The following is a 20,904-nucleotide window of genomic DNA, read 5'->3' on the forward strand; positions in this document are numbered from 1 at the left end:
GATGTCTGGCTGGTGGTTCAGGGGAGTGGTTCGTTAATGACCGAACACGCGAACCACTCGTCCGGCCTCCGCCGGGTGGGTGTGGACCGCAACCATGAGACGCAACACGATACTCATCGGCCTGCTGATAACGGCGGTACTGCTCCCGATGTGGTACGTCGCCCTCCACGGGGAGCCACCGTCCGAAGAGATAGCCATCGACGAGAGCGTCACCGAACAGCGGCCGCTGCAGGGGTTCGTCGACACCCCGAACAAACTCTCACCCAGTCAGGTCGGCGTCATCGTCTGGGTGGCGCTGTTCGCCCTCGTCGGGGTGCTGGCGGCCGTCCACCAGTTCATGAACAGGGCGGTTCGGCCACCGGACGACGCCCAGACGGTGGCCGACGGGGGCACCGTCTCGCTCCCGTGGCTCGACACCGAGACGCGCTGGGTCGTCGAGTACCACGACGCCTCGGACGCCATCGAGGGCCTCGTGGCGATGGGCGGCCTGACAGTGCTCGCCATCGTCTTCGCGACGCTGTTTACCGGCGAGTACCTCACGCTCGCCCGCACCCAGTACTTCGGCCTCTACGCGACGGGAATGTTCGTCTCGCTGGCACTCTCGACCGTCGCGTACTACGCCTGGTTCATGCCACACATCGAAGTCGCGGAAATCAGGGGACACTGACCATGGACTATCCGAAACCAGACGACGGCGACGACACCGAGGACTGTCCGTGTAGCGACTCCCCGCAGGTGTCGCCCACGCTGTACGGCGACGCCCGGGCGGAACTACGCCGTCGAGACTTCGCGAAGTTCCTCGCGAGCGTCGGCGGGTTGACCGCCATCGCCAGCCTCACGGCCCCCCTCGCGAGCACCACGCAGGTGTTCGAGCGCAGTTACGAGGGCCCCGTCTACTCCGATGGGGTGTTCCTCGTCGACGACGAGGGCGAACGCATCCAGGAGAACCGCCTCTCAGAAGGCGAGAAGATGACCGTCTTCCCGGAGCCACGGCCCGGCATCGAGGACGCGCCGACGCTGCTGGTCCGGTACCCCGAGTCCGAGTACGGCGGCGACATCGAGATGGGGTTCACCGTCAGTGGCTACGCCGCGTTCTCGAAGGTGTGTACCCACGCCGGGTGTATGGTCGCCAACGAGGAGGGGACCCTGCTCGTCTGCCCGTGTCACTTCGGGAAGTTCGACCCGCTGCAGGGCGCGTCGGTGGAGGACGGACCGCCGGGGCGGCCGCTCCCGCAACTACCCATCACCGTCACGAGCGACGGCTATCTCGTCGCAACCGGCGATTTCGAGGGGCCGGTCGGCCCGGGAGGCGAGTGAATGTCCCGCGCGAAACAGCTCTACGACTGGTTCGATACGCGACTCGACGTCGAGAACGGCCAGACGTTCCTCGGAAAGGCGTTCCCGGCCGAGGACTCGTTCCTGCTGGGGGAGGTGGCGCTGTTCTGTTTCCTCCTGCTCGTGCTGTCTGGCATCTTCCTCGGGTTCTTCTTCGAACCCTCCACGTCCGACGTCGAGTACGACGGGAGCGTCCAGAAGTTCCAGGGCGAGGAGATGCCCGAGGCGTTCGTCTCGGTGCTGCACATCACCTACGACGTGCCCTTCGGCATGTTCATCCGCCGACTCCACCACTGGGCGGCCCACCTGTTCGTGGCCTCTATCGGGTTGCACATGTTGCGGGTGTTCTTCACCGGGGCCTACCGCAACCCGCGGGAGCCAAACTGGATAGTCGGCACCGGACTCGCGGCGCTGGCGATGGGCGCGGCGTATACGGGGTACGCGCTCCCCTTCGACGAGTTCGCCGCCACCGCGACCAGCATCGGTTACAACCTCACCATCTCGGTGCCGCTGGTCGGGGATTTCTTCGGGCAGGTGATATTCGGCGGCGAGTTCCCGTCCAGCGCGACTATCCCGCGTCTGTACTTCCTGCACGTCCTCGTCATCCCAATGCTCATCGCGGGCGGGTTGGCACTCCACATGGCCATCCTCGTCCGGCAGAAACACACCGAGGCGCCGCGGGACGACGACCTGACCGCTGGCGGCCGGGAGGTAGACAAGGACGACGACAGCGTCATCGTCGGCCTGCCCGCCTTCCCGAATCAGGCCGCCGTCTCGGCCGTCGTGTTCTTCTTTACGGCGGCGACGCTGTCGGCGCTCGCGGGCCTCCTGCCGGTTCACAACATCGCCCACTACGGCCCGAACGACCCCGCGAGCACGCCGGGACTCATCATGCCCGACTGGTTCCTGATGTGGGTGTACGGGTTCCTGAAACTGCTCCCGAAGTGGGCGAGTTTCAGCGTCGGCCCCGTCCACGTCAGCGGCGAGTTCATCGGCGGCGTCGTCCTTCCGGGGCTGGTGTTCGCCGCCGTCGCCGTCTGGCCCTTCATCGACCGGACGCCCGAACCGACGCACTTCACCGCCGACCCGCTCTCCCGCCCGTGGCAGACCGGCGTCGGCGTCGCCGCCGTCGCCTTCGTCATGATCGCCTCTATCGCGGGGATGAACAACATCCTCGCCGACAAGGTGCTGGAGACGACCACCGGCGTCGTCAACCCCATCTTGCAGGCCGCGCTGTTGCTGGTCCCGCCCCTGGTCGGCGGTCTGACGTACCTCCTGCTCCGGAACGGCGACGACGAGTCCCCGACCGACGAGCAGGAGATAGCCGCCGACGGTGACGCCGCTGCGGACGCCACCGGAGGTGAGTCCGATGACTGACCTCGCGACTCTCTCCGCCCGCCAGTACCGCCTGCTGGACACCACGAGCAAACTGCTCGGCGTCGCGCTCGTCGCCGGCGGACTGGAGGCCGGCGGGTCGACCCCGACCGGTCTCGCCCTCGCTCTCGCCGGCGTCGCCTGTGCGACTGCGACCGTATTCCTCACCCATGAGTAGACACGACCCCACCGACGACGCGACGGACAGTTCCGGAATCAGTCGACGCGACTTCGTCCGCGGCCTCGGGGCCGCCTCGCTGCTGGGGGCGACCGGCCTCTCCTTTGCCGACGACGGCATGCAGGGACTGGAAGCGGTCGACGACCCGATCGGCAACTACCCGTACCGCGACTGGGAGGACTTCTACCGCGAGGAGTGGGACTGGGACGACATCGCCCGATCCACCCACAGCGTCAACTGCACCGGCTCCTGTTCGTGGAACGTCTTCGTGAAGGACGGGCAGGTCTGGCGCGAGGAGCAGGCCGGCGACTATCCGACCTTCGACGAGAGTCTCCCGGACCCGAACCCCCGCGGCTGTCAGAAGGGGGCCTGCTACACCGACTACGTCAACGCAGACCAGCGTGTCCTGCACCCCCTCCGACGCACCGGCGAACGCGGCGAGGGGCAGTGGGAGCGCATCAGTTGGGACGAGGCACTGACCGAAATCGCGGACCACGTCATCGACGAGGTGCAGGCGGGTCGGTACGACGCCATCTCGGGGTTCACCCCCATCCCGGCGATGTCGCCGGTGAGTTTCGCCAGCGGCAGTCGTCTCGTCAACCTGCTCGGCGGCGTCTCCCACAGTTTCTACGACTGGTACTCCGACCTGCCGCCGGGTCAGCCGATTACGTGGGGGACCCAGACGGACAACGCGGAATCCGCCGACTGGCACAACGCCGACTACATCATCGCGTGGGGGTCGAACATCAACGTCACGCGCATCCCCGACGCGAAGTACTTCTTAGACGCGGGCTACGACGGCACCAAACGCGTCGGTATCTTCACCGACTACTCCCAGACGGCCATCCACACGGACGAGTGGCTCTCGCCCCACGGCGGCAGCGACACCGCCCTCGCGCTTGGGATGGCCCAGACCATCGTCGATCAGGGGCTCTACGACGAGGCCCACCTCAAGGAACAGACCGACATGCCGCTGCTCGTCCGCGAGGACACCGGGAAGTTCCTGCGGGCCAGCGACGTCGGTCTGGCCGGGGACGCCGACGACCCCGAGAAGGTGTTCGTGATGGTCGACGCAGACGGTACCCTCCGGCGCGCGCCGGGGTCGCTGGGCGAACGCGACGGCCAGCACGACCCGTCGGCGAGCATCGAACTCGACTTCGACCCGCAACTCTCCGTCGAGCGAACCGTCTCGACGGATAGCGGCGAGGTGGAGGTCCGCTCGGTCTGGGAGAACCTGCGGGACGAACTCGCCCAGTACACCCCCGAGTACGTCCACGAGGAGACCGGCGTCGGCCGGTCGACGTACCAGCGAGTCGCCCGCGAGTTCGCGGAGGCCGACGCCGCCAAGATCATCCACGGCAAGGGCGTCAACGACTGGTACCACAACGACCTCGGCAACCGCGCCATCCAGTTGCTCGTGACGCTGACGGGCAACCTCGGCGAACCCGGCACCGGCCTCGACCACTACGTCGGTCAGGAGAAGATATGGACGTTCCACGGCTGGAAGGTCCTCTCCTTCCCGACGGGGAGCGTCCGGGGCGTGCCGACGACGCTGTGGACCTACTACCACGCGGGGATTCTGGAGAACACCGACCCCGACACCGCCGAGAAGATACAGCAGTCCATCGACGAGGGGTGGATGCCGCTGTACCCCGAGGAACGCGACGACGGCAGTCGGCCGGACCCCTCGACGATGTTCGTCTGGCGCGGCAACTACTTCAACCAGGCCAAGGGCAACGTCGCCGTCGAGGAGCAACTGTGGCCCAAACTGGACCTCGTCGTCGACATCAACTTCCGGATGGACTCGACGGCGATGTACTCGGACATCGTCCTGCCGGCCGCGAGCCACTACGAGAAGTACGACCTGAACATGACGGACATGCACACCTACGTGCATCCGTTCACGCCCGCCGTCGAACCGCTGGGCGAGGCCAAGACCGACTGGGAGATATTCCGCCTGCTGGCGAGGAAGATACAGGAACGGGCCAAAGAACGCGGCGTCGACCCCGTCGAGGACCGCACGTTCGACCGCACCATCGACCTCACCACCATCCACGACGACTACGTCCGCGACTGGGAGACCGGCGAGGAGGGTGCACTGGAGGACGGCCGCGCCGCCTCGGAGTTCATCCTCGAACACTCCGAGGAGTCTAACCCCAGCGACAGCGACGAACAGATCACCTTCGCGGACACCGAGGAACAGCCACAGCGGTTGCTGGAAGCCGGGAGCCACTGGACCTCCGACATCGAGGACGGCGAGGCCTACGTCCCGTGGCAGAGCTACGTGCGGGACAAGGAGCCGTGGCCGACGTTCACCGGCCGCCAGCAGTACTACGTCGACCACGACTGGTTCCTCGAACTCGGCGAGGAACTGCCGACGCACAAGCAGGGGCCCGAAAACACCGGCGGCGACTACCCGCTGTCGTACAACACGCCCCACGGCCGGTGGTCCATCCACTCGACGTGGCGGGACAACGAGAAGATGCTCCGCCTCCAACGCGGCGAACCCGTCGTCTACCTCAACCCTGACGACGCCGAAGAACGGGGCATCGAGGACGGCGACACCGTGGAGGTGTTCAACGACCTCGGGAGCGTGGAGGTGCAGGCGAAAATCTACCCGTCCAGCGAACCCGGGACGGCCCGGCAGTACTTCGCGTGGGAGAAGTTCCAGTACCCGGACGACGACAACTTCAACACGCTCGTTCCGATGTACATGAAGCCGACCCAGTTGGTGCAGTACCCCGAGGACACGGGCGAGCACCTCCACTTCTTCCCGAACTACTGGGGGCCGACCGGGGTCAACAGCGACGTCAACGTCGACGTCCGACTGGCCGACGGGCAGTCGGGTTCGGGAGACGAGCAACGCGAGTCTGCCGGTGTGCGGCCCGCGGGAGGTGACTCCGATGAGTAGTCAGAACGACCAATCCCAGTCCGAGGACACGCACATCAACGTCGCCGACGGCGTCGACCATCAGGTCGCGATGGTGATGGACCTGAACAAGTGCATCGGCTGTCAGACCTGTACCATCGCCTGTAAGTCTCTCTGGACGGAGGGCGGCGGCCGCGAGTACATGTACTGGAACAACGTCGAGACCAAACCCGGCGAGGGGTACCCCCGCGGCTGGGAGGACTCCGGCGGCGGGTGGGAGTCCGGCGAGCACAAAGAGCGGAAGACCGGTGAGATTCCGTCCGAGGAGGAGTACGGCCGGCCGTGGGAGTTCAACCACTCCGAGATCATGTACGAGGGGAGCGACGAACCCCTGCGCCCCCGCGAGGGCGCCGAGTGGGGCCCCAACTGGGACGAGGACCAAGGGGCCGGCGAGTACCCCAACAGCTACTACTTCTACCTCCCGCGCATCTGCAACCACTGCACGCACCCCTCCTGTGTCGAGGCGTGTCCGCGCTCGGCGCTGTACAAGCGCGCCGAGGACGGCATCGTCCTCGTCGATCAGGACCGCTGTCGGGGCTATCGCTACTGCGTCGAGGGGTGTCCCTACAAGAAGGTGTACTACAACACCGTCTCGAAGAACTCCGAGAAGTGCATCTTCTGTTATCCGCGGCTCGAAGGTGAGGGGCCGGACGGCGAGACGTACGCGCCGGCCTGCGCCGAGGAGTGCCCACCGCAGTTACGACTCGTGGGCTTCCTCGACGACGAGGCAGGTCCCATCTACAAACTCGTCGAGGAGTACGAGGTTGCCCTGCCCCTGCACCCGGAGTTTCACACGCAACCGAACGTCTACTACATCCCGCCCTACGCGCCGCCACAGCACACCGACGAGGGGGAGACGGTCGACGTAGAGCGCATCCCCCGACAGTACCTAGAGCAACTGTTCGGCGAGCGCGTCCACGACGCGCTGGACACCATCGAGCGCGAGCGCCAGCGCGTCCGGCAGGGCGGCGAGAGCGAGTTGATGGAACTGCTCCAGCACAAGAATCCCGCGAAACAGTACCGATTGGAGGTGTTCGACGATGCTTGACACCACCAGCAAACGACGGCGAACCCTGCTGGCGGCGGCCGTCGTCGCCGTCCTCGTCACGCTCTCGGCGGTGGCGGCGCCGCTGGCGAGCGCACGCCCGGCACACGAAATCCCGGTCGCACCGGCCACCGGTGACCTCTCCGGGCCGACTACCGACGGCTGGGAGGACGTGCCGGCGGCGACGGTGCCGCTGGCCAGCGCCCCGAGTAGCGTCCCCAACGCCGACCAGACGAGCGTCGAACGGGTCCACGTGCAGGCGGCCCGCGGCGACGGTCAACTGCACCTCCGTCTCCAGTGGCACGACGCCACGCGGGACGTATCGGCCAACGAGACGCGGCGATTCGCCGACTCCGTCGCCGTCCAGTTCCCGGTCAACACCAGTTCCCGGCCGCCGATAGCGATGGGCGGCCCGACCAACCGCGTCAACGTCTGGTACTGGAGCGGTGCGACCGGAACGGAGGAACTGTTAGCCGGCGGGGCCGGGTCGACCACGCGGTTCCAGAACCCGTCGGTGAACGCGACGGCCGTCCACCGCGGGAGCGGCGAGAACGCGACGTGGACCGTCGTCTACACCCGCGACGTGGACGCGTCCGGCGCGAACCGGACGACTATCGCCGACGACGGCGACGTGGACGTGGCCTTCGCCGTCTGGAACGGCTCGAACAGCGAGCGGGCCGGTCGGAAGGCCGTCAGCGAGTGGCACTACTTCCCGTTCGGGCCCGGACCGGAGGGGCCGCCCTACGAGACGCTGCTGTGGACCGTCGCCGGCATCGCCATCGTCGGCGTCGTCGCCGTGACGGCCTTCGGCGTCCACCGCGCCAGAGGGGGGATGCGCTGATGGCCACCGCGAGCGACGGGATTGAGGACGTCGACCCCGACGCGGCCGCCCGCGGGACGGTGTACCGGGTGCTCGCGGCGGCGTTCCGCTACCCCGACGAAGCGTTCCACGCCGCGGCAGCAGAGGGGTCGCTGGACGCGGACGTGCGGGCCTGCATCGAGCAGACTCCGCTGGACGTGACGGTGCCCGAACTCGCCACCGAGGACGACTACGAGATGCTCGCGGCCCGGTACAACGACGTCTTCGAACTGGGCTACAGCGAGTACACCGACCGGACCGACGGGTCGCTGGACGCCGAGGGGCCGCCGGTGCCGCTGTACGAGTCGAAGTACCGCCCCGACCAGTCCTGGAACGACGTGAACCTCGATTTGGCGCGGGCCTACCGCCACTACGGCCTCGAAATCGACCAGAACGAGCGCGACAACCACGACGCGCTGGCCTACGAACTGGAGTTCGCGGGCTACCTCGCCCGCCGGGAGGCCGCCGTCGGTGACGACGCCGCGACGGCGCGACTGGACTTTCACGACCGCCACCTCGGCCACGCCGCCGCCGGCGTCGCCGACCGTCTCGCCGAGGAACCCGGGACCGACGTCTACGGCGCGCTCGGCGAACTGCTGGAGGCGTTCGTCCGCGCCGACAGAAACGACCTCGCGGACCGACTGGAGGGCCAGCGATGAGCACTCGCTCGACGCTCCGGGCGGTCCTGCCGAGAGTGGCGAGCGTCGACCACCGCCGGGCCGCCGTCGCGGTGACTGCACTCGCGGCCGCGACCCTCGCCGGGCGGTTCCTCGCGGCGCTCACCGTCAACGTCCCGACGGCGCCCGCGACGGCTCCCGTCGGTGTGCTGACGCCCGCCGCGACGGCGCTGGCCGCGGTGGCGGCACTCGTGGTCGGTCTGACCGAACGGAACCCGATGGCCGGCGTCGGCCTCTTGTTCGTCGGCGTCTTCGGCCTGCTCTCGCTGGTCTCGTCAGCGGTCACCACGCCCGCCGCCGTCGCCGTGGTGGCCGGCACCGCCGTCGTGACCGTCGCGCACCGCGACCAGCTGGACGCCGGGACCGGCGCCGTCGCCGGATTGCTCGGTCTCGCCCTCGCCGTCGGCCTCGCGAGCGGCGTCGGGGGCGTCGCGTCGCTCCGACCGCTCGCGTCGACGCTGGCGCTGGCCGGCATCGGCGTCACGCCGGTCCTCGCGGCCACCGACACCTCGGCGCTCGTCCGCGGTGCCTCGCGTTCGGCGCCGTCGTCGTCGTCGGCCTCTCGATGCCGTTCGTCGCCGGCGCGGTGACGCTGGTCGGCACCGGGGCCGTCGGCACCTCCCTCCCCGTCGTCGCTCTCGCGGCCGGTGGCGCGGTCACGACGGCCAGCGCCGCGGGTCGCGAGCGACGCTGGGCGCTACTGGCGGCCGTCGCACTGCTCGCGTTCGCCGGCGTCCCGGTGACGCTCGGACGGGCGGTGCCCTTCGCCCTCGGCGTCGCGGCGCTCGTCTCGCTGGAGGTGGGCCGATGAGCGACGACTGTGGCTGCGGTGACGGTGGCTGTGGCGACGACGAGTTCGAGAAACACCTCGCGGAGGACCCCGACCCGCAACTCGACCCCGAGCGCAGTCCGGGGATGCACACCGACATCGACGCCCTCGAAGATATCGAGGTGAGCCGCGAGGACGTGACTATCGGTGAGGCCACGCCCGAAGAGCTGGCGGCCGCCGATACGGAACCGGTCGAGGATTCGGACGCCGCCGACCTGCTCTCGGACCTCGCCGACGGGAGCCACGTCGACCGGCGACGGGCCGCCCTCGCGTTGCAGGACGTCCCCACCGAGGAGGCGGTGGTCGCTGGCCTCGCACAGGCGGCGACGACCGACGAGGACAGCGACGTCCGGCAGTTCGCCGTGGAGGCCCTGACCGGCCACGGCGACGAACGGGCCGCCGCCGTCGCCGTCGAACTCCTCGACGACCCCGACCCGTGGGTCCGTGCCGAGGCGGTGGTCGCACTCGACAACCTCGCGCGAGAGGCCCACGAGGACGACATCGCCGAGACGCTCGACGCGGACGACCATCACGCTGTCCGGCGGAACGCAGCCATCTCGCTGTTCAAGCTCCGCGGGGAGGCGATGGCCGAGACGCTACTGGACCTGAGCCGCGACGAGAGCGAACGCCTCCGCGAGTGGGCCGCCCACATGTTAGCCGGCGTCGATTCCGAGGCTGCCCGCGACAGACTCGGAGAACTGACCGACGACCCGGCGACCGTCGTCCGACAGACCGCCGAGCGCTCGCTGGAGGCCGACCCCGGCCGCTTCCGCCGGCAGTTCGGCGGCACACTGGAAGCCGACGCCCGCCTCCTCCCCGGCGAAGACCGACTGAACCGGATGCCCGACCTATGATTCCCATCCTACCACGATGACCGAGAACGCCCGAACGACCCTGACCGACCGCGTCGAAGCACAGTTACGCATGGTTCGCGACCCGAAGGCCGACCTCTCCGTCTTCGAGGCGGGATTCGTCGAGAACGTCGCCGTCGACGACGGCGAGGTGACCGTCGAGGCCGACCTGACGTCGCTGGACAGCGATACGAGCAATCAGGTGATAGAGGCCATGTTGCGGGCCGTCGACGACGTGGACGGCGTCGAGAGCGTCCACGTCGAGAGCGCGACCCCGTCCAGCGAGGACCGGGCGAGCGTCGAGTCGTTCGACCACATCGTCGCCGTCGCCAGCGCGAAAGGCGGCGTCGGCAAGTCCACGACGGCGACGTACCTCGCGTGTGCGCTGGCCGCGGACAACGACGTGGCCCTCTTCGACGCCGACATCCACGGACCGAACGTGCCGGGTCTGCTCGACGTCTCGGGGCCGGTTCACTCCAGCGACGAGGGCGACCCCCTCCCGATTCGGACCGACGGGATGGACGTGATGAGCGTCGGCCTGATGGAGGACGGCGCACCGCTCGCGTGGCGGGGTGCGATGGCTCACGACGCGCTGGACGACCTCTTTACGAACACCGCGTGGCGCAACGACGACGTCCTCGTCGTCGACCTCCCGCCGGGAACCGGCGACGTCGTCCTGACGACCTTACAGGAGGTGCCCGTCGACGGCGTGGTCGTCGTGACGACGCCGTTCCACGCCAGCGTCAGCGACACCAGTCGCACCGTCGAACTGTTCCGCGACAACGGCGTGCCGGTCCTCGGAACGGTGGTCAACATGGCCGAGTACGTCTGTGACTGCTGTGGCGAACCGAACGACCTCTTCGAGGACGACGCCCTCGGTGACCTCGACGCCCCCGTGTTGGCGGAACTCCCGTTCACCCACGAGTTGCAGGGTACGCCCGCGCTCGGCGACGTCCCCGAGGCGATGGCGGACCTCGGCGACGCCGTTACGGAGTCCATCGAGACGGCCGGCGAGGTGGCGGTGCCGGACTACGCCGTCGACATCCGTGGCCTGCCGCCGGACGAGCGCAAAGACCGCGTCCGCGAGGCGTTCACCGGCCTCGACAGCGGCGACGAGTTCGTCCTCGTGAGCGACCGGGACCCGAACCCGGTCGGCCCCTTCCTCGGCCGCCTCGCGGAGGCCCCTCGGGAGGCGTTCGACCCGTTCGACGTTCGGCGAGCGACGCCGGACGACTGGGTGTTAGAGACGGTCGTCCCCTGAGAACGGCGCTCGAAATCGGGAGACTCAGTCCGCGAGGATGTGCGCGGGCAGATTGTCGCGGATGATGGTGTCGCAGTACTCACAGCGCACGCCGTCCTCGACGACGGCAAAGCGGGACTGGACGGGTTCGTCCTCGGTCGTGATGCAGTTGTGGTTCGGACACTCGAGCACGCCCTCGACCACCGACGGGCGCTCGACGCGGTGTTTCTCGACCACTTCGTAGTCGCGGACGATGTTGATAGAGGCGGCGGGGGCGATGAGCGAGAGTACGTCGACTTCGTTCTGTGAGAGCTCTTTGCCTTCGACTTTCACGATGTCTTTCTTGCCGAGGCGGTCCGAGGGCACGTTCATCGCGACGGAGAGGGCGTCGCCGCTGGTGCCGTCGATGCCGAGGATGGCGAGGACGTTAAGCGCCTGCCCGCCGGTGATGTGGTCGATGACGGTGCCGTTGCGAATCTTCGAGACGCGGAGTTGTTGGTCGTCGTCGGTCATTCGGGCTCACCTCCGAGCATCAGGTCCAGCAGTGCCATCCGTACCGGCACCCCGTTGTGGGCCTGCTGGAAGTACTTGGCGTGGTCCGTGTCGTCCACGTCGTGGGCGATTTCGTCCACTCGCGGGAGCGGGTGCATCACCGTCAGGTCGTCTTTCGCGGCCGCCAGCGTCTCGCTGTCTATCTGGTACTGACCCGCGACTTCGCGGTACTCGCTCTCGTCGGGGAACCGCTCGCGCTGGATGCGCGTGACGTAGAGCACGTCCAGTTCCGGCAGAATCTCGTCGAGTTCGGTGTGTTCTCGGACCTCGGCACCTTCCTGGTGCAGGTCGTACCGGACCGACCGCGGCAACTGGAGCGACTCGGGACTGACGAAGTGCTGGCGCGCATCGACGTTCGTCAGCGCGTGGGCCAGCGAGTGGACGGTGCGACCGTACTTCAGGTCCCCCATGATACCGATGGTCAGGTCGTCGAACCCGGCGTTCTCCCGGATCGTGTAGAGGTCGAGCAGGGTCTGTGTCGGGTGCTGGCCCGCGCCGTCGCCGGCGTTGACCAGCGGCACGTCGACGAACTCGCTGGCCATCTTCGCCGACCCCTCCATCGGATGCCGGAGTACCAGCGCGTCGGCGTACCCCTCGACGACGCGCACCGTGTCGGCCAGTGACTCGCCTTTCTTGACGCTCGACGACTCCACCGAACCCATGTCGACGATGTCGCCGCCCAGCCGTTTCATCGCCGTCGTGAAACTCATCTTGGTCCGCGTGCTCGGTTCGAAAAAGAGCATCCCGAGCAACGTATCGGCGTGCCGGTCCGCGTAGGCACCTGGGTCCGCTGCGATGGCGGCCGCGTGGTCGAGCACCTCCTCGATGTCGGCCCGCGACAGTTGTTTCGCGCTGATGATGTGGTCGTGCCGCATCTTACTCGGTACCGCGCCCCCGACGCTCTTGAATCTCCCGACACGGGGAGGCGAAGGTTCAAATCCCGAGACGGAACCAGCCCCGCCATGCTCGCTATCGCCGGTGGAAAAGGTGGCTGTGGGAAGACGACGACGGCGCTGGGACTAGCCCGTGCCCTGGCGACTCTCGGCGAGCGACCGCTCGTCGTCGACGCGGACCTCGACATGCCCGACGTCCATCACCGGGCCGAGACCGACCGTGTCGCGGGACTCACCGCCGTCGCCGAGGGTCAGCGACCTGCCGCCGTCGCACAGCGCTCGCCTCGATTCGTCGGCGTGGACGTCCTTCCGTGTCGGGGTTCCGACCCGTCGACTGCCGCGTCGGCGTTCCGCCGTCTCCGGCAGTGTGACCGTCCCGTCGTGCTCGACTGTGCGGCCGGGGCCGGGCCCGACGCCGTTGTGCCACTTCGCGCGGCCGACCGGACGCTCCTCGTCTCGACGCCAGTAGCACAGAGTATGCGTGACACGACGAAGACGTCAGCGATGGCTCGCCAACTCGACGCGACCCCGTCAGTACTCCTGCTTCCCAGAAGCGACGGCACGACGGACCCAACGCCGTTGTTCGACTGTGAGCACGTCGTACACGTTCCGGAGCTTCCAGAACCTCCACTCGAAACCGAGGAATCGGCGTCTCGATACCTGAAATGTGCGAAAATCCTGTCCAAGCGGAATATTTAATCAGGTGGGTATGCTTGTCTCAAAACGGCATGGTGAACCGGCTCCGAACGGGCATCGACGTTCTCGACCGGAAACTCGACGGGGGTATTCCAGCGGGAAGTATCGTCGCCCTCACCGCCCAGCCGGCCAGCCAGGCGGAGTTGTTCCTCTACGAACTCACCGCCACGCGCGGGACGCTGTGGCTCTCGCTCGACCGAACGGCCCAGTCCGTCGTCGCCAGCATCGAACAGACGCCGGCCAACACCGGCGACCCGACGGTCCGACACATCTCCGGCGAGGCGCCACTGGACAACGCAGGGAAACTCGTCTCGGCGCTCCCGGAGACGTCGAACCTCATCGTCGACCCGCTCGACGTGCTGGAGGCCCAAGAACCCCACTCTCGCTTCCGCGCGTTCATGAACGACCTGCAGAACCACATCGTCAACACCGGTAGTCTGGCTATCCTCCACTGTCTGGACGGGCGTGACGTCCCGCCGCTTCGGGACACGACCGAACACTTCGCCGACGTGGTGTTCCAGCTCAAGACGACGACGAACACCGACGAGGTGGAGAATCGGCTGGCCATCCCGAAGTTCCGGGGTGGCCGGGCGCCCAACGACGTCATCAAACTGGACCTCGTCGAAGAGGTCAGCATCGACACGAGTCGGGACATCGCCTGACGACGGCCACGCTCGCGGCCTGTGGCCCTCTCCGCCGACAGTGCGCTCACCGCCTCGTCCGGCGACCATGATAATTCAGTGCTAACGCTTATCATGCAAGAGGTGTTACTAAATCTACATGAGTGGTCGAGACCCGCTCGCCAAAGAGCAAAAGCAGTTCGAGTGCGACAGCTGTTCTTTCAGGACGACGGCGCCCAGCCGGGGTCTCAGCTGTCCGAAATGTGGCGGTCGAATGACGGATAGGGCAATCCCCCGATAGGCGCCACTACGGGGGTCGAAAATACGGAGAAGTTCGACTGTCGAGTTACTCTTCGGCGCCTTCGATCTCGTCGACGATCTCCTCGGCGTCGACGTCGGCGTCTTCGAGCGCTTCCTCGATGTCGGCGCCACCGGCACCGCCCATGCCGCCCATCATACCGCCCATACCCATGCCCATGCCGCCGCCGAGCTCTTCCTGAACGATGATTCGGTCGACGTCCAGAAGCTGCGTGAGCTGCTGGGCGATCTGCTGTTTGCCCATCATCCACTGCTGGTTCATCGTTAGCTGGGGCGTGGCCTCGATGTAGAGCGTGTCCTTCTCGACCTCGACGGTCTCGTACTCGGGTTCGCCCTCCTCGTCGTCGTCGGACTCGACGACCTGCTCTTCCTCGACGGTGTCCGTCTCGAACCAGAGGTCGAGCTTCATGTCGAGCATCATCTCGATGATGCCCTGTGCCTTCTCCTCGCGGTCGGTGACTTCCGCGACGATTTCGTAGTCGTACTCGACGTCCTCACCGGCCAGCGGGTGGTTGAAGTCGACGCGGGCGCGGCCGCCGATGATCGTCTCGACGTGCCCGTGCTCGCCGTCGACGTCGACGTGTGCGCCGGGGTAGCGGTCGTCTTCCGGAATCTTGTCCTTCGAGACGGTGCGGACTTCACTCTCGTCGTACTCGCCGAAGGCGTCGGCGGCGGCGATGGTGACGCTGCCCTCGTCGCCGACCTCCTTACCGTAGATGTCCTCCTCGACGTCGGGGAAGATGTGGTTCTCGCCGAGCACGATGACGCGGGGACCGAACTCCTGCTGTTCGGTGTCGATGCCCTCGTCTTCGGCGACGTCCTCGTCTGTGGTGTCGACGAGCTGGCCTTCCTCGACGGTGCGGGCGGTGTAGGCGAGTTTGACGACGTCGCCCTCCTGCAGGCCGCTCTCGGTCTCTTCGTCGGCCGTCTCTGCTTCTACTTCTTCTTCTACGTCCTCGGCCTCGGAGTCGTTGCTCATACCGTGTTCGTCAGTCGTGGCACTCTTAAGAACAACGTTTCCCGTCGGGCCTCACGCCGAGTAATCGCTCGCTTCGAGCATCCGGTCGAGTTTCGCGAGGTCGATGTTCCGGCCGGAGACGGGGATGACGACCGTCTCGCCGGCGATTTCGGCCCGTGCCTCGACGGCGGCGGCGACGGCCGTCGCGCAGGCGCCCTCCATGACGATGCGTTCGTCCTCGAAGAGGCGCGCGACGCCGTCTCGGATGTCTGCTTCCGAGACGAGACGGAAGTCCGCCAGTCCGTCGCCGAGGAGGTCCATGGTAAGCGCGAACGGGACGCGCGTCGCCACGCCCTCGGCCGTCGTCTCCATTCGGTCGTGGGGTTCGAGCGACCCGTCGGTCCACGCGCGGTGCATCGCCGGGGCGGCCTCGGACTGGACGCCGACCACGTCGGCGTCGGTCAGTTTGCCGACGGTGAGACAGTAGCCCGCGGCGGAGGTGCCGCCGCCGACCGGACAGAACACCCGATCGACCTCGGGCAGTTCGTCGACGACTTCCAGCCCCGCGGTACCGACGCCAGCGACCAGTTTTGGTTCGTTGCCCGAGTGGACGTATCGGGCGCCGCGCTCGCTGGCCAACTGCTCGATGCGCTCTCGGGCCGCGTCGTAGTCCGGGCCGTGTCTGATGACCTCCGCGCCGAGTCGCTCCATCGCGGCCACCTTCCCGTCGTTGGCCTCCGCTGGGACGCCGATTGTCACGGGGACGCCGAACTCCCGGCCGGCCCACGCGATAGACTGGCCGTGGTTGCCCGAACTCGCGGTGATGAGGCCCGCCTCGCGGAACTCCGCGGAGAGTGACGAGACGAGGTTCACGCCGCCCCGAACTTTGAACGCGCCAGTGGGGAGCGTATCTTCCCGTTTGAGGTAGACCTCCGCGTCGAGGTCGGACGAAAGGGTCTCGCTCCGCACGAGCGGCGTCGTCGGGAGGTGCTGACGGACGACTTTGCGCGCGCGAGCCACGTCGGCCGTCGTCGGCGGCGTCAGGTCGTGATAGGGGAAGACGGTCGTCTCGTCGGGGGACTCGATAGGGTCGTAGCGACCGTCCATACCCCTACCCGGTGGGCGAGGACACTAAAACTCGCGGTCCACGGTAGGTGGTCGTTACTCCCCTCGCCCGTCACAGTAGCCCGATGTCCACCGGGTGTCGACGACGGATGCAATCGCTTTTGCCCGCCCCGACAGAGCACACAGCCATGTACGAAGTCGAAGTCAAGGTCGCCGCCGACCTCGCGGCCGTCGCCGAGCGACTGGACGAACTCGGGGCCGAACAGACCGGCGACGTCCTGCAGGTCGACACCTACTACGACGCACCGCACCGCGACTTCGCCGAGACGGACGAGGCGCTTCGGGTCCGCCGCGAGACCAGCGATGGGGAGACGGCGGCCCGCATCACCTACAAGGGACCGCTCGTCGAGGCCGAGTCGAAGACTCGTGAGGAGGTCGAGACCGGCGTTACCGACGGCGAGAAGGCCGACGCCATCTTCGAGCAGCTCGGGTTCGACCCCGCCGCGACAGTTCGGAAGGACCGTTGCTTTTACCGCTATGAGGGCTACACGATCACGCTTGACGACGTCGAAGGCGTCGGCGAGTTCGTGGAGGTCGAGACGGAGACCGACGCGAGCGGGGTCGAAGCGGCACGGGAGGGCGCCTACGAGGTGCTTCGAGCGCTCGGACTGGACCCCGAGGACCAGACCCGGACGTCGTACCTCGGCTTACTGCTCGATGATGCGTGAAGGTAATCTTTCTTCGGCGAGCGGTTCCCGTAAGTTATAGAAGCGGGCACAGCGAAGGTCCGAGCAATGACCGACCGGAACATCCACGTCCAGCCCGAGAGCGGGTTGGCAGTCGAGGACCAGAACGTCGAAATCGTCGAGCGAAAGGGTATCGGCCACCCCGACTCCATCTGTGACGGCGTCGCCGAGAGCGTCTCCCGTGCGCTCGCCCAGACGTACCTCGACCGCGTGGGCAAGGTCCTCCACTACAACACTGACGAGACGCAACTCGTCGCCGGCACCGCGGCCCCAGCCTACGGCGGCGGGGAAGTCCTCGAACCCATCTACCTCCTCATCGTCGGCCGCGCGACCAAGGAGTACGAGGGGCAGCGGATTCCCGCCGAGAGCATCGCGCTGAAGGCCGCCCGCGAGTATCTGGACGAGAACTTCCCGTATCTCGACGTGGGCGGCGACATCATCGTCGACGTGGAACTCGGCGAGGGGTCCGGTGACCTCCAGAGCGTCTTCGGCGAGGAGGGGGCCGTCCCGATGGCGAACGACACGAGCTACGGCGTCGGCCACGCGCCGCTCTCGGAGACCGAACAGATCGTCTACAACACCGAGCGGAAACTCACCGGCGAGTACGCCGCCGACGACCCCGTCGTGGGACAGGACGTGAAGGTGATGGGCAAGCGCGAGGGCGACCACATCGACGTCACCGTCGCCGTCGCGATGGTCGACGAACACGTCGAGGACCTGCTGGCCTACGAGGAGGCCGTCGAGGACGTCCGTGAGTACGTCGAAGCGCTGGCGACGGAGTACACCGACCGCGACGTGACCGTCCACGTCAACACCGCCGACGACTACGACGAGGAGTCCATCTACCTCACCACCACGGGCACCAGCGCCGAACAGGGCGACGACGGCTCCGTCGGCCGCGGCAACCGCGCCAACGGCCTCATCACGCCGAACCGTCCGATGAGCATGGAGGCTACCTCCGGGAAGAACCCCGTGAACCACATCGGGAAGATCTACAACCTGCTCTCGACGGAAATCGCCGAGTCCGTCGTCGACGAAGTGGACGGCATCCGCCAGCTCCAACTTCGCCTCCTCTCTCAGATCGGCTCGCCCATCGACGAACCACACGTCGCCGACGCCATGCTCGTCACCGAGGAGGGGGTCGCCGTGAGCGACATCGAAGCCGAGGTACGCGAGGCCGTCGACGCGGAACTCGCGAGCGTCACCGACGTGACCCGCAAGGTCATCGAGGGCGACGTCTCGACGTTCTGAGGTCTCGTCCGATAGCTGACTGTACCGGCCCGTTTCTCCGAGGGTTTCCACCGACCGCGAGCGTCGTTCGGCGACAGTGGACGTAACGAACTACTGTCATATACTGGCGGCTAGGCCGACCCGACTCCGCCTGTAGTGGGAAATGTCAACACATAACTATATCGTCGGCCGGGCAACTTCTACGAGCGATACCGACCCCGAACCGCAGTACCGCACGACCAAACAGCGACGACCACCAATCATGGCAACAGAACAACAACCCGCAGACGTAAAAGAAGAGATTACGGAAACGTTTGGGATGGTCCCACCACCGCTCGACACGATTCCCGAGGACGACATGGTCGGCGAGTGGCACTTCTTCCACAAGTACACCGTCGGCGAGTCCGAGATTCCGCCGAAGTATCGGGAACTGATGGGGCTGGCCGTCGCGGCCAACATCAAGTGTCCGTACTGCATCCACTTCCACCGCAAGGCGGCGGCGATGCACGGGGCGACCGACGAGGAACTCGCAGAGGCCACCTCGCTGGCGAGTCTCACGTCGCGGTACAGCGCCATGCTACACGCTCAGGAGACAGACCTCGATGAGTTCAAAGTCAAGATGGCACAGGTGGCCGACCACCTCGAAGAACAGGCCGCAGACGACTGAGTCGGCGAAGCCGACACCCATTTATCCGCGATTCGGCAAGGGCGGGTATGCACCCGCCCGACGCCGACGTCGTCATCGTCCGCCACGGTGAGATAGGCGTCAAGAGCGAACAGGTCCGCCGGAAGATGGAGGACCGCCTCGCCGAGAACCTCGCCGCGATGTTCGACGCCCGAGGGCTCACCGGCGACGTCGAGCAGCGACGGAACCGACTGTTCGTCCACACCGACGACCCCGAGGGAGTCACCGACGCCGCGACCGACACCTTCGGCGTCGTCTCCGCGTCGGCGGCCGTCTCCGTCGACCCAACGCTCGACGCCATCGGCGACGCACTGCGGGCGGCGACAGCGGCCAACTACGACGGCGGGACCTTCGCCGTCGACGCCCGACGCGCCGGTCCCAGCGACGCCCACCCCTTCGCCAGTACCGACATCGAGTCGGCGGGCGGTGCCGTCGTCTGGGACGCTATCGAGTCGCTCGGCGAGACTCCGGAAGTGGACCTCGACGACCCCGACTTCCGTCTGTTCGTCGAGTGTCGCACCGAGGAGGCGTACGTCTTCTTGGAGAAGCGGGCGGGGCCGGGCGGGATGCCGCTTGGGACGCAACGGCCAGTGGTTGCGCTGATAAGCGGCGGTATCGACTCGCCGGTCGCCGCGTGGAAGCTGATGCGACGTGGCTGTCCGGTGGTCCCGGTGTACGTCGACCTGGGCGACTACGGGGGCCCTGACCACCGGGCCCGGGCGAGAGCGACCGTCGAGACGCTGGCTTCGTACGCCCCGAACGAGTCGATGGCGATGCACGTCGTCGACGTGGGCGAAGTGGTCGCGGACCTCGCCGAGCAACTGGACGGCCTGCGGATGCTCTCGCTGCGCCGGTTCATGCTCGCGACGGCCGAAGCCGTCGCCGAGGACGAGGGCGCCGTCGGCGTCGTCACCGGCGAGGCCATCGGACAGAAGTCGAGTCAGACCAGCGCGAACGTCGCCGTTACCGACGTGGCGACGGACCTACCCGTCCACCGACCCAACCTGACGCTCGATAAGGCCGAGATAACGACCCTCGCTCGGGACATCGGCACGTTCGAGGACTCGACGGTCGACACCGGATGTAACCGGGTCGCTCCGGAACTCCCCGAGACGAACGCGTCGCTAGATGCACTCAGGGCAGTGGAACCCGATACCTTGTTCGAGCGTGCGCGGGAGCGTGCGCGGAGTCGGACGGTCGTGGCTATCGAAAGCTAAATCTCCGGGGCGGGCCACGGACGAGCCATGACGCAGGTCTGTCTCGTCGGGAGCGAGGACGTGAACCTCCAGTACGAACTGCTCTCACGAGAGACCGCCCGGAACGCGCTCGCGACCTACGATCTGCGGGAACCGTTCGAGAACGCACTCAGGCTAGAGACGGTGAGCCTCGGTGCCGCCGTCGCCCTCCTGAACGACCTGAACTGGTACCTCGTCCGGTTCGTCGACGCCGCCTTCGTCAGAGAGCCCTCTATCAGCGAGACGGAGTGGCTCTCGCGGGCCCTCGCGACGGCGGTCAGGGACGACGAGATTGCCCCTGCCGACACCGATCGGTTCCTGAAAGTGTACGGCGTCGTCGAGAGCGAGACGGACGAAGCGGGCGAGTCGACCACCGGCGAATCCGACACGGACGGCGATTCGGCGGTCGAACCGGCACAGGAACGCCCCCCACGCCTCGTCGAACCGATGTTACTGACCCGCACCGGCGACACAATCCCCGAGTACGACCTGCGAGAGGTGGACGATACGCTGGTCGTGCGCGTCACCGAGTCGGAGTTCGGCGCCTGAGGCGGCGAAAGGCGTGGTGGGTGTCCGGTTGTCCTCGGTG

23 protein-coding genes are annotated in these 20,904 nt (G+C 67.1%); 19 read left to right on the forward strand and 4 right to left on the reverse strand.

Going from position 1 to position 20,904, the window contains the following annotated elements; all coding sequences use genetic code 11:
- The first annotated feature begins 94 nt into the window (after positions 1 to 94).
- Genes G9465_RS09780 through G9465_RS09830 form a run of 12 tightly spaced genes read left to right on the forward strand, consistent with a single transcriptional unit; the run spans position 95 to position 11,338 of the window.
- Positions 95 to 667 carry a hypothetical protein gene (locus G9465_RS09780; RefSeq protein ID WP_166969436.1) on the forward strand — a complete coding sequence of 191 codons (573 nt, stop codon included), beginning with the start codon at positions 95 to 97 and terminating at the stop codon, positions 665 to 667.
- Between the two features lie 2 nt (positions 668 to 669).
- Positions 670 to 1,317: a ubiquinol-cytochrome c reductase iron-sulfur subunit gene (locus G9465_RS09785; protein WP_166969438.1), complete on the forward strand. Its 648-nt coding sequence runs from the start codon at positions 670 to 672 to the stop codon at positions 1,315 to 1,317.
- Complete coding sequence (locus G9465_RS09790; protein ID WP_166969440.1) at positions 1,318 to 2,712, forward strand: cytochrome bc complex cytochrome b subunit; 1,395 nt, start codon at positions 1,318 to 1,320, stop codon at positions 2,710 to 2,712.
- Entirely contained in the window at positions 2,705 to 2,887 is a 183-nt protein-coding gene (locus tag G9465_RS09795; protein WP_166969442.1) for a hypothetical protein, read from the forward strand. The genes G9465_RS09790 and G9465_RS09795 overlap by 8 nt, the downstream gene beginning before the upstream one ends.
- Positions 2,880 to 5,798, forward strand: coding sequence for a molybdopterin-dependent oxidoreductase (locus G9465_RS09800; protein ID WP_166969444.1), 2,919 nt, complete (start codon positions 2,880 to 2,882; stop codon positions 5,796 to 5,798). The genes G9465_RS09795 and G9465_RS09800 overlap by 8 nt, the downstream gene beginning before the upstream one ends.
- A complete protein-coding gene (locus G9465_RS09805; RefSeq protein WP_166969446.1) occupies positions 5,791 to 6,864 on the forward strand; it encodes a 4Fe-4S dicluster domain-containing protein in 1,074 nt (357 codons plus the stop codon). The genes G9465_RS09800 and G9465_RS09805 overlap by 8 nt, the downstream gene beginning before the upstream one ends.
- Positions 6,857 to 7,702, forward strand: coding sequence for an ethylbenzene dehydrogenase-related protein (locus G9465_RS09810; protein WP_166969448.1), 846 nt, complete (start codon positions 6,857 to 6,859; stop codon positions 7,700 to 7,702). The genes G9465_RS09805 and G9465_RS09810 overlap by 8 nt, the downstream gene beginning before the upstream one ends.
- Positions 7,702 to 8,379, forward strand: coding sequence for a molecular chaperone TorD family protein (locus G9465_RS09815; protein WP_166969450.1), 678 nt, complete (start codon positions 7,702 to 7,704; stop codon positions 8,377 to 8,379). Before G9465_RS09810 ends, G9465_RS09815 begins: the two co-directional genes overlap by 1 nt.
- Positions 8,376 to 8,987 carry a hypothetical protein gene (locus tag G9465_RS09820; protein WP_349674899.1) on the forward strand — a complete coding sequence of 204 codons (612 nt, stop codon included), beginning with the start codon at positions 8,376 to 8,378 and terminating at the stop codon, positions 8,985 to 8,987. The genes G9465_RS09815 and G9465_RS09820 overlap by 4 nt, the downstream gene beginning before the upstream one ends.
- Complete coding sequence (locus G9465_RS26265; RefSeq protein WP_349674900.1) at positions 8,963 to 9,208, forward strand: hypothetical protein; 246 nt, start codon at positions 8,963 to 8,965, stop codon at positions 9,206 to 9,208. Before G9465_RS09820 ends, G9465_RS26265 begins: the two co-directional genes overlap by 25 nt.
- Positions 9,205 to 10,080 carry a HEAT repeat domain-containing protein gene (locus G9465_RS09825; protein ID WP_166969452.1) on the forward strand — a complete coding sequence of 292 codons (876 nt, stop codon included), beginning with the start codon at positions 9,205 to 9,207 and terminating at the stop codon, positions 10,078 to 10,080. Before G9465_RS26265 ends, G9465_RS09825 begins: the two co-directional genes overlap by 4 nt.
- A gap of 16 nt (positions 10,081 to 10,096) precedes the next feature.
- Positions 10,097 to 11,338 (forward strand): P-loop NTPase, encoded by a 1,242-nt coding sequence (locus G9465_RS09830; protein ID WP_166969455.1) that lies wholly within the window; start codon positions 10,097 to 10,099, stop codon positions 11,336 to 11,338.
- Positions 11,339 to 11,362: 24 nt separating this feature from the next.
- Here the strand turns inward: G9465_RS09830 and pyrI are convergent, their stop codons facing one another.
- Both pyrI and pyrB read right to left on the reverse strand, forming a co-directional pair.
- Entirely contained in the window at positions 11,363 to 11,830 is a 468-nt protein-coding gene (gene pyrI, locus G9465_RS09835) for an aspartate carbamoyltransferase regulatory subunit (protein WP_166969457.1), read from the reverse strand.
- A complete protein-coding gene (gene pyrB / locus G9465_RS09840; protein ID WP_166969459.1) occupies positions 11,827 to 12,744 on the reverse strand; it encodes an aspartate carbamoyltransferase in 918 nt (305 codons plus the stop codon). The genes pyrI and pyrB overlap by 4 nt, the downstream gene beginning before the upstream one ends.
- A gap of 87 nt (positions 12,745 to 12,831) precedes the next feature.
- On the opposite strand from pyrB, the gene G9465_RS09845 reads away from it, so the two are divergent.
- Together G9465_RS09845 and G9465_RS09850 are read left to right on the forward strand one after the other, a co-directional pair.
- Entirely contained in the window at positions 12,832 to 13,461 is a 630-nt protein-coding gene (locus G9465_RS09845) for a P-loop NTPase (protein ID WP_166969461.1), read from the forward strand.
- 29 nt (positions 13,462 to 13,490) lie between these two features.
- Positions 13,491 to 14,120 carry a transcriptional regulator gene (locus tag G9465_RS09850; protein WP_166969463.1) on the forward strand — a complete coding sequence of 210 codons (630 nt, stop codon included), beginning with the start codon at positions 13,491 to 13,493 and terminating at the stop codon, positions 14,118 to 14,120.
- 304 nt (positions 14,121 to 14,424) lie between these two features.
- On the opposite strand, the gene G9465_RS09855 is transcribed toward G9465_RS09850, so the two are convergent.
- Both G9465_RS09855 and G9465_RS09860 read right to left on the reverse strand, forming a co-directional pair.
- The gene (locus G9465_RS09855) at positions 14,425 to 15,375 is read right to left on the reverse strand and encodes a peptidylprolyl isomerase (RefSeq protein ID WP_166969465.1); all 951 of its coding nucleotides are present in this window, start codon (positions 15,373 to 15,375) and stop codon (positions 14,425 to 14,427) included.
- Positions 15,376 to 15,426: 51 nt separating this feature from the next.
- On the reverse strand, positions 15,427 to 16,461 hold the full coding sequence (locus G9465_RS09860) for a threonine/serine dehydratase (protein ID WP_166969467.1): 1,035 nt from the start codon (positions 16,459 to 16,461) through the stop codon (positions 15,427 to 15,429).
- 146 nt (positions 16,462 to 16,607) lie between these two features.
- On the opposite strand from G9465_RS09860, the gene cyaB reads away from it, so the two are divergent.
- The 5 genes from cyaB to G9465_RS09885 all read left to right on the forward strand — a co-directional run bounded on the left by cyaB (position 16,608) and on the right by G9465_RS09885 (position 20,864).
- Positions 16,608 to 17,147, forward strand: a complete 540-nt coding sequence (gene cyaB, locus G9465_RS09865) for a class IV adenylate cyclase (RefSeq protein ID WP_166969469.1) — start codon at positions 16,608 to 16,610, stop codon at positions 17,145 to 17,147.
- A gap of 66 nt (positions 17,148 to 17,213) precedes the next feature.
- Positions 17,214 to 18,416 (forward strand): methionine adenosyltransferase, encoded by a 1,203-nt coding sequence (locus G9465_RS09870; RefSeq protein WP_166969471.1) that lies wholly within the window; start codon positions 17,214 to 17,216, stop codon positions 18,414 to 18,416.
- 241 nt (positions 18,417 to 18,657) lie between these two features.
- Positions 18,658 to 19,062, forward strand: a complete 405-nt coding sequence (locus tag G9465_RS09875) for a carboxymuconolactone decarboxylase family protein (RefSeq protein WP_166969473.1) — start codon at positions 18,658 to 18,660, stop codon at positions 19,060 to 19,062.
- A gap of 47 nt (positions 19,063 to 19,109) precedes the next feature.
- Positions 19,110 to 20,297, forward strand: coding sequence for a tRNA sulfurtransferase (locus tag G9465_RS09880; RefSeq protein ID WP_166969475.1), 1,188 nt, complete (start codon positions 19,110 to 19,112; stop codon positions 20,295 to 20,297).
- A gap of 27 nt (positions 20,298 to 20,324) precedes the next feature.
- Positions 20,325 to 20,864: a DUF5804 family protein gene (locus G9465_RS09885; protein WP_166969477.1), complete on the forward strand. Its 540-nt coding sequence runs from the start codon at positions 20,325 to 20,327 to the stop codon at positions 20,862 to 20,864.
- Positions 20,865 to 20,904: the final 40 nt, after the last annotated feature.

Origin of the sequence: Haloarcula sp. JP-L23, from assembly GCF_011602445.1 — an archaeon.
GTDB lineage: Archaea > Halobacteriota > Halobacteria > Halobacteriales > Haloarculaceae > Haloarcula > Haloarcula pellucida.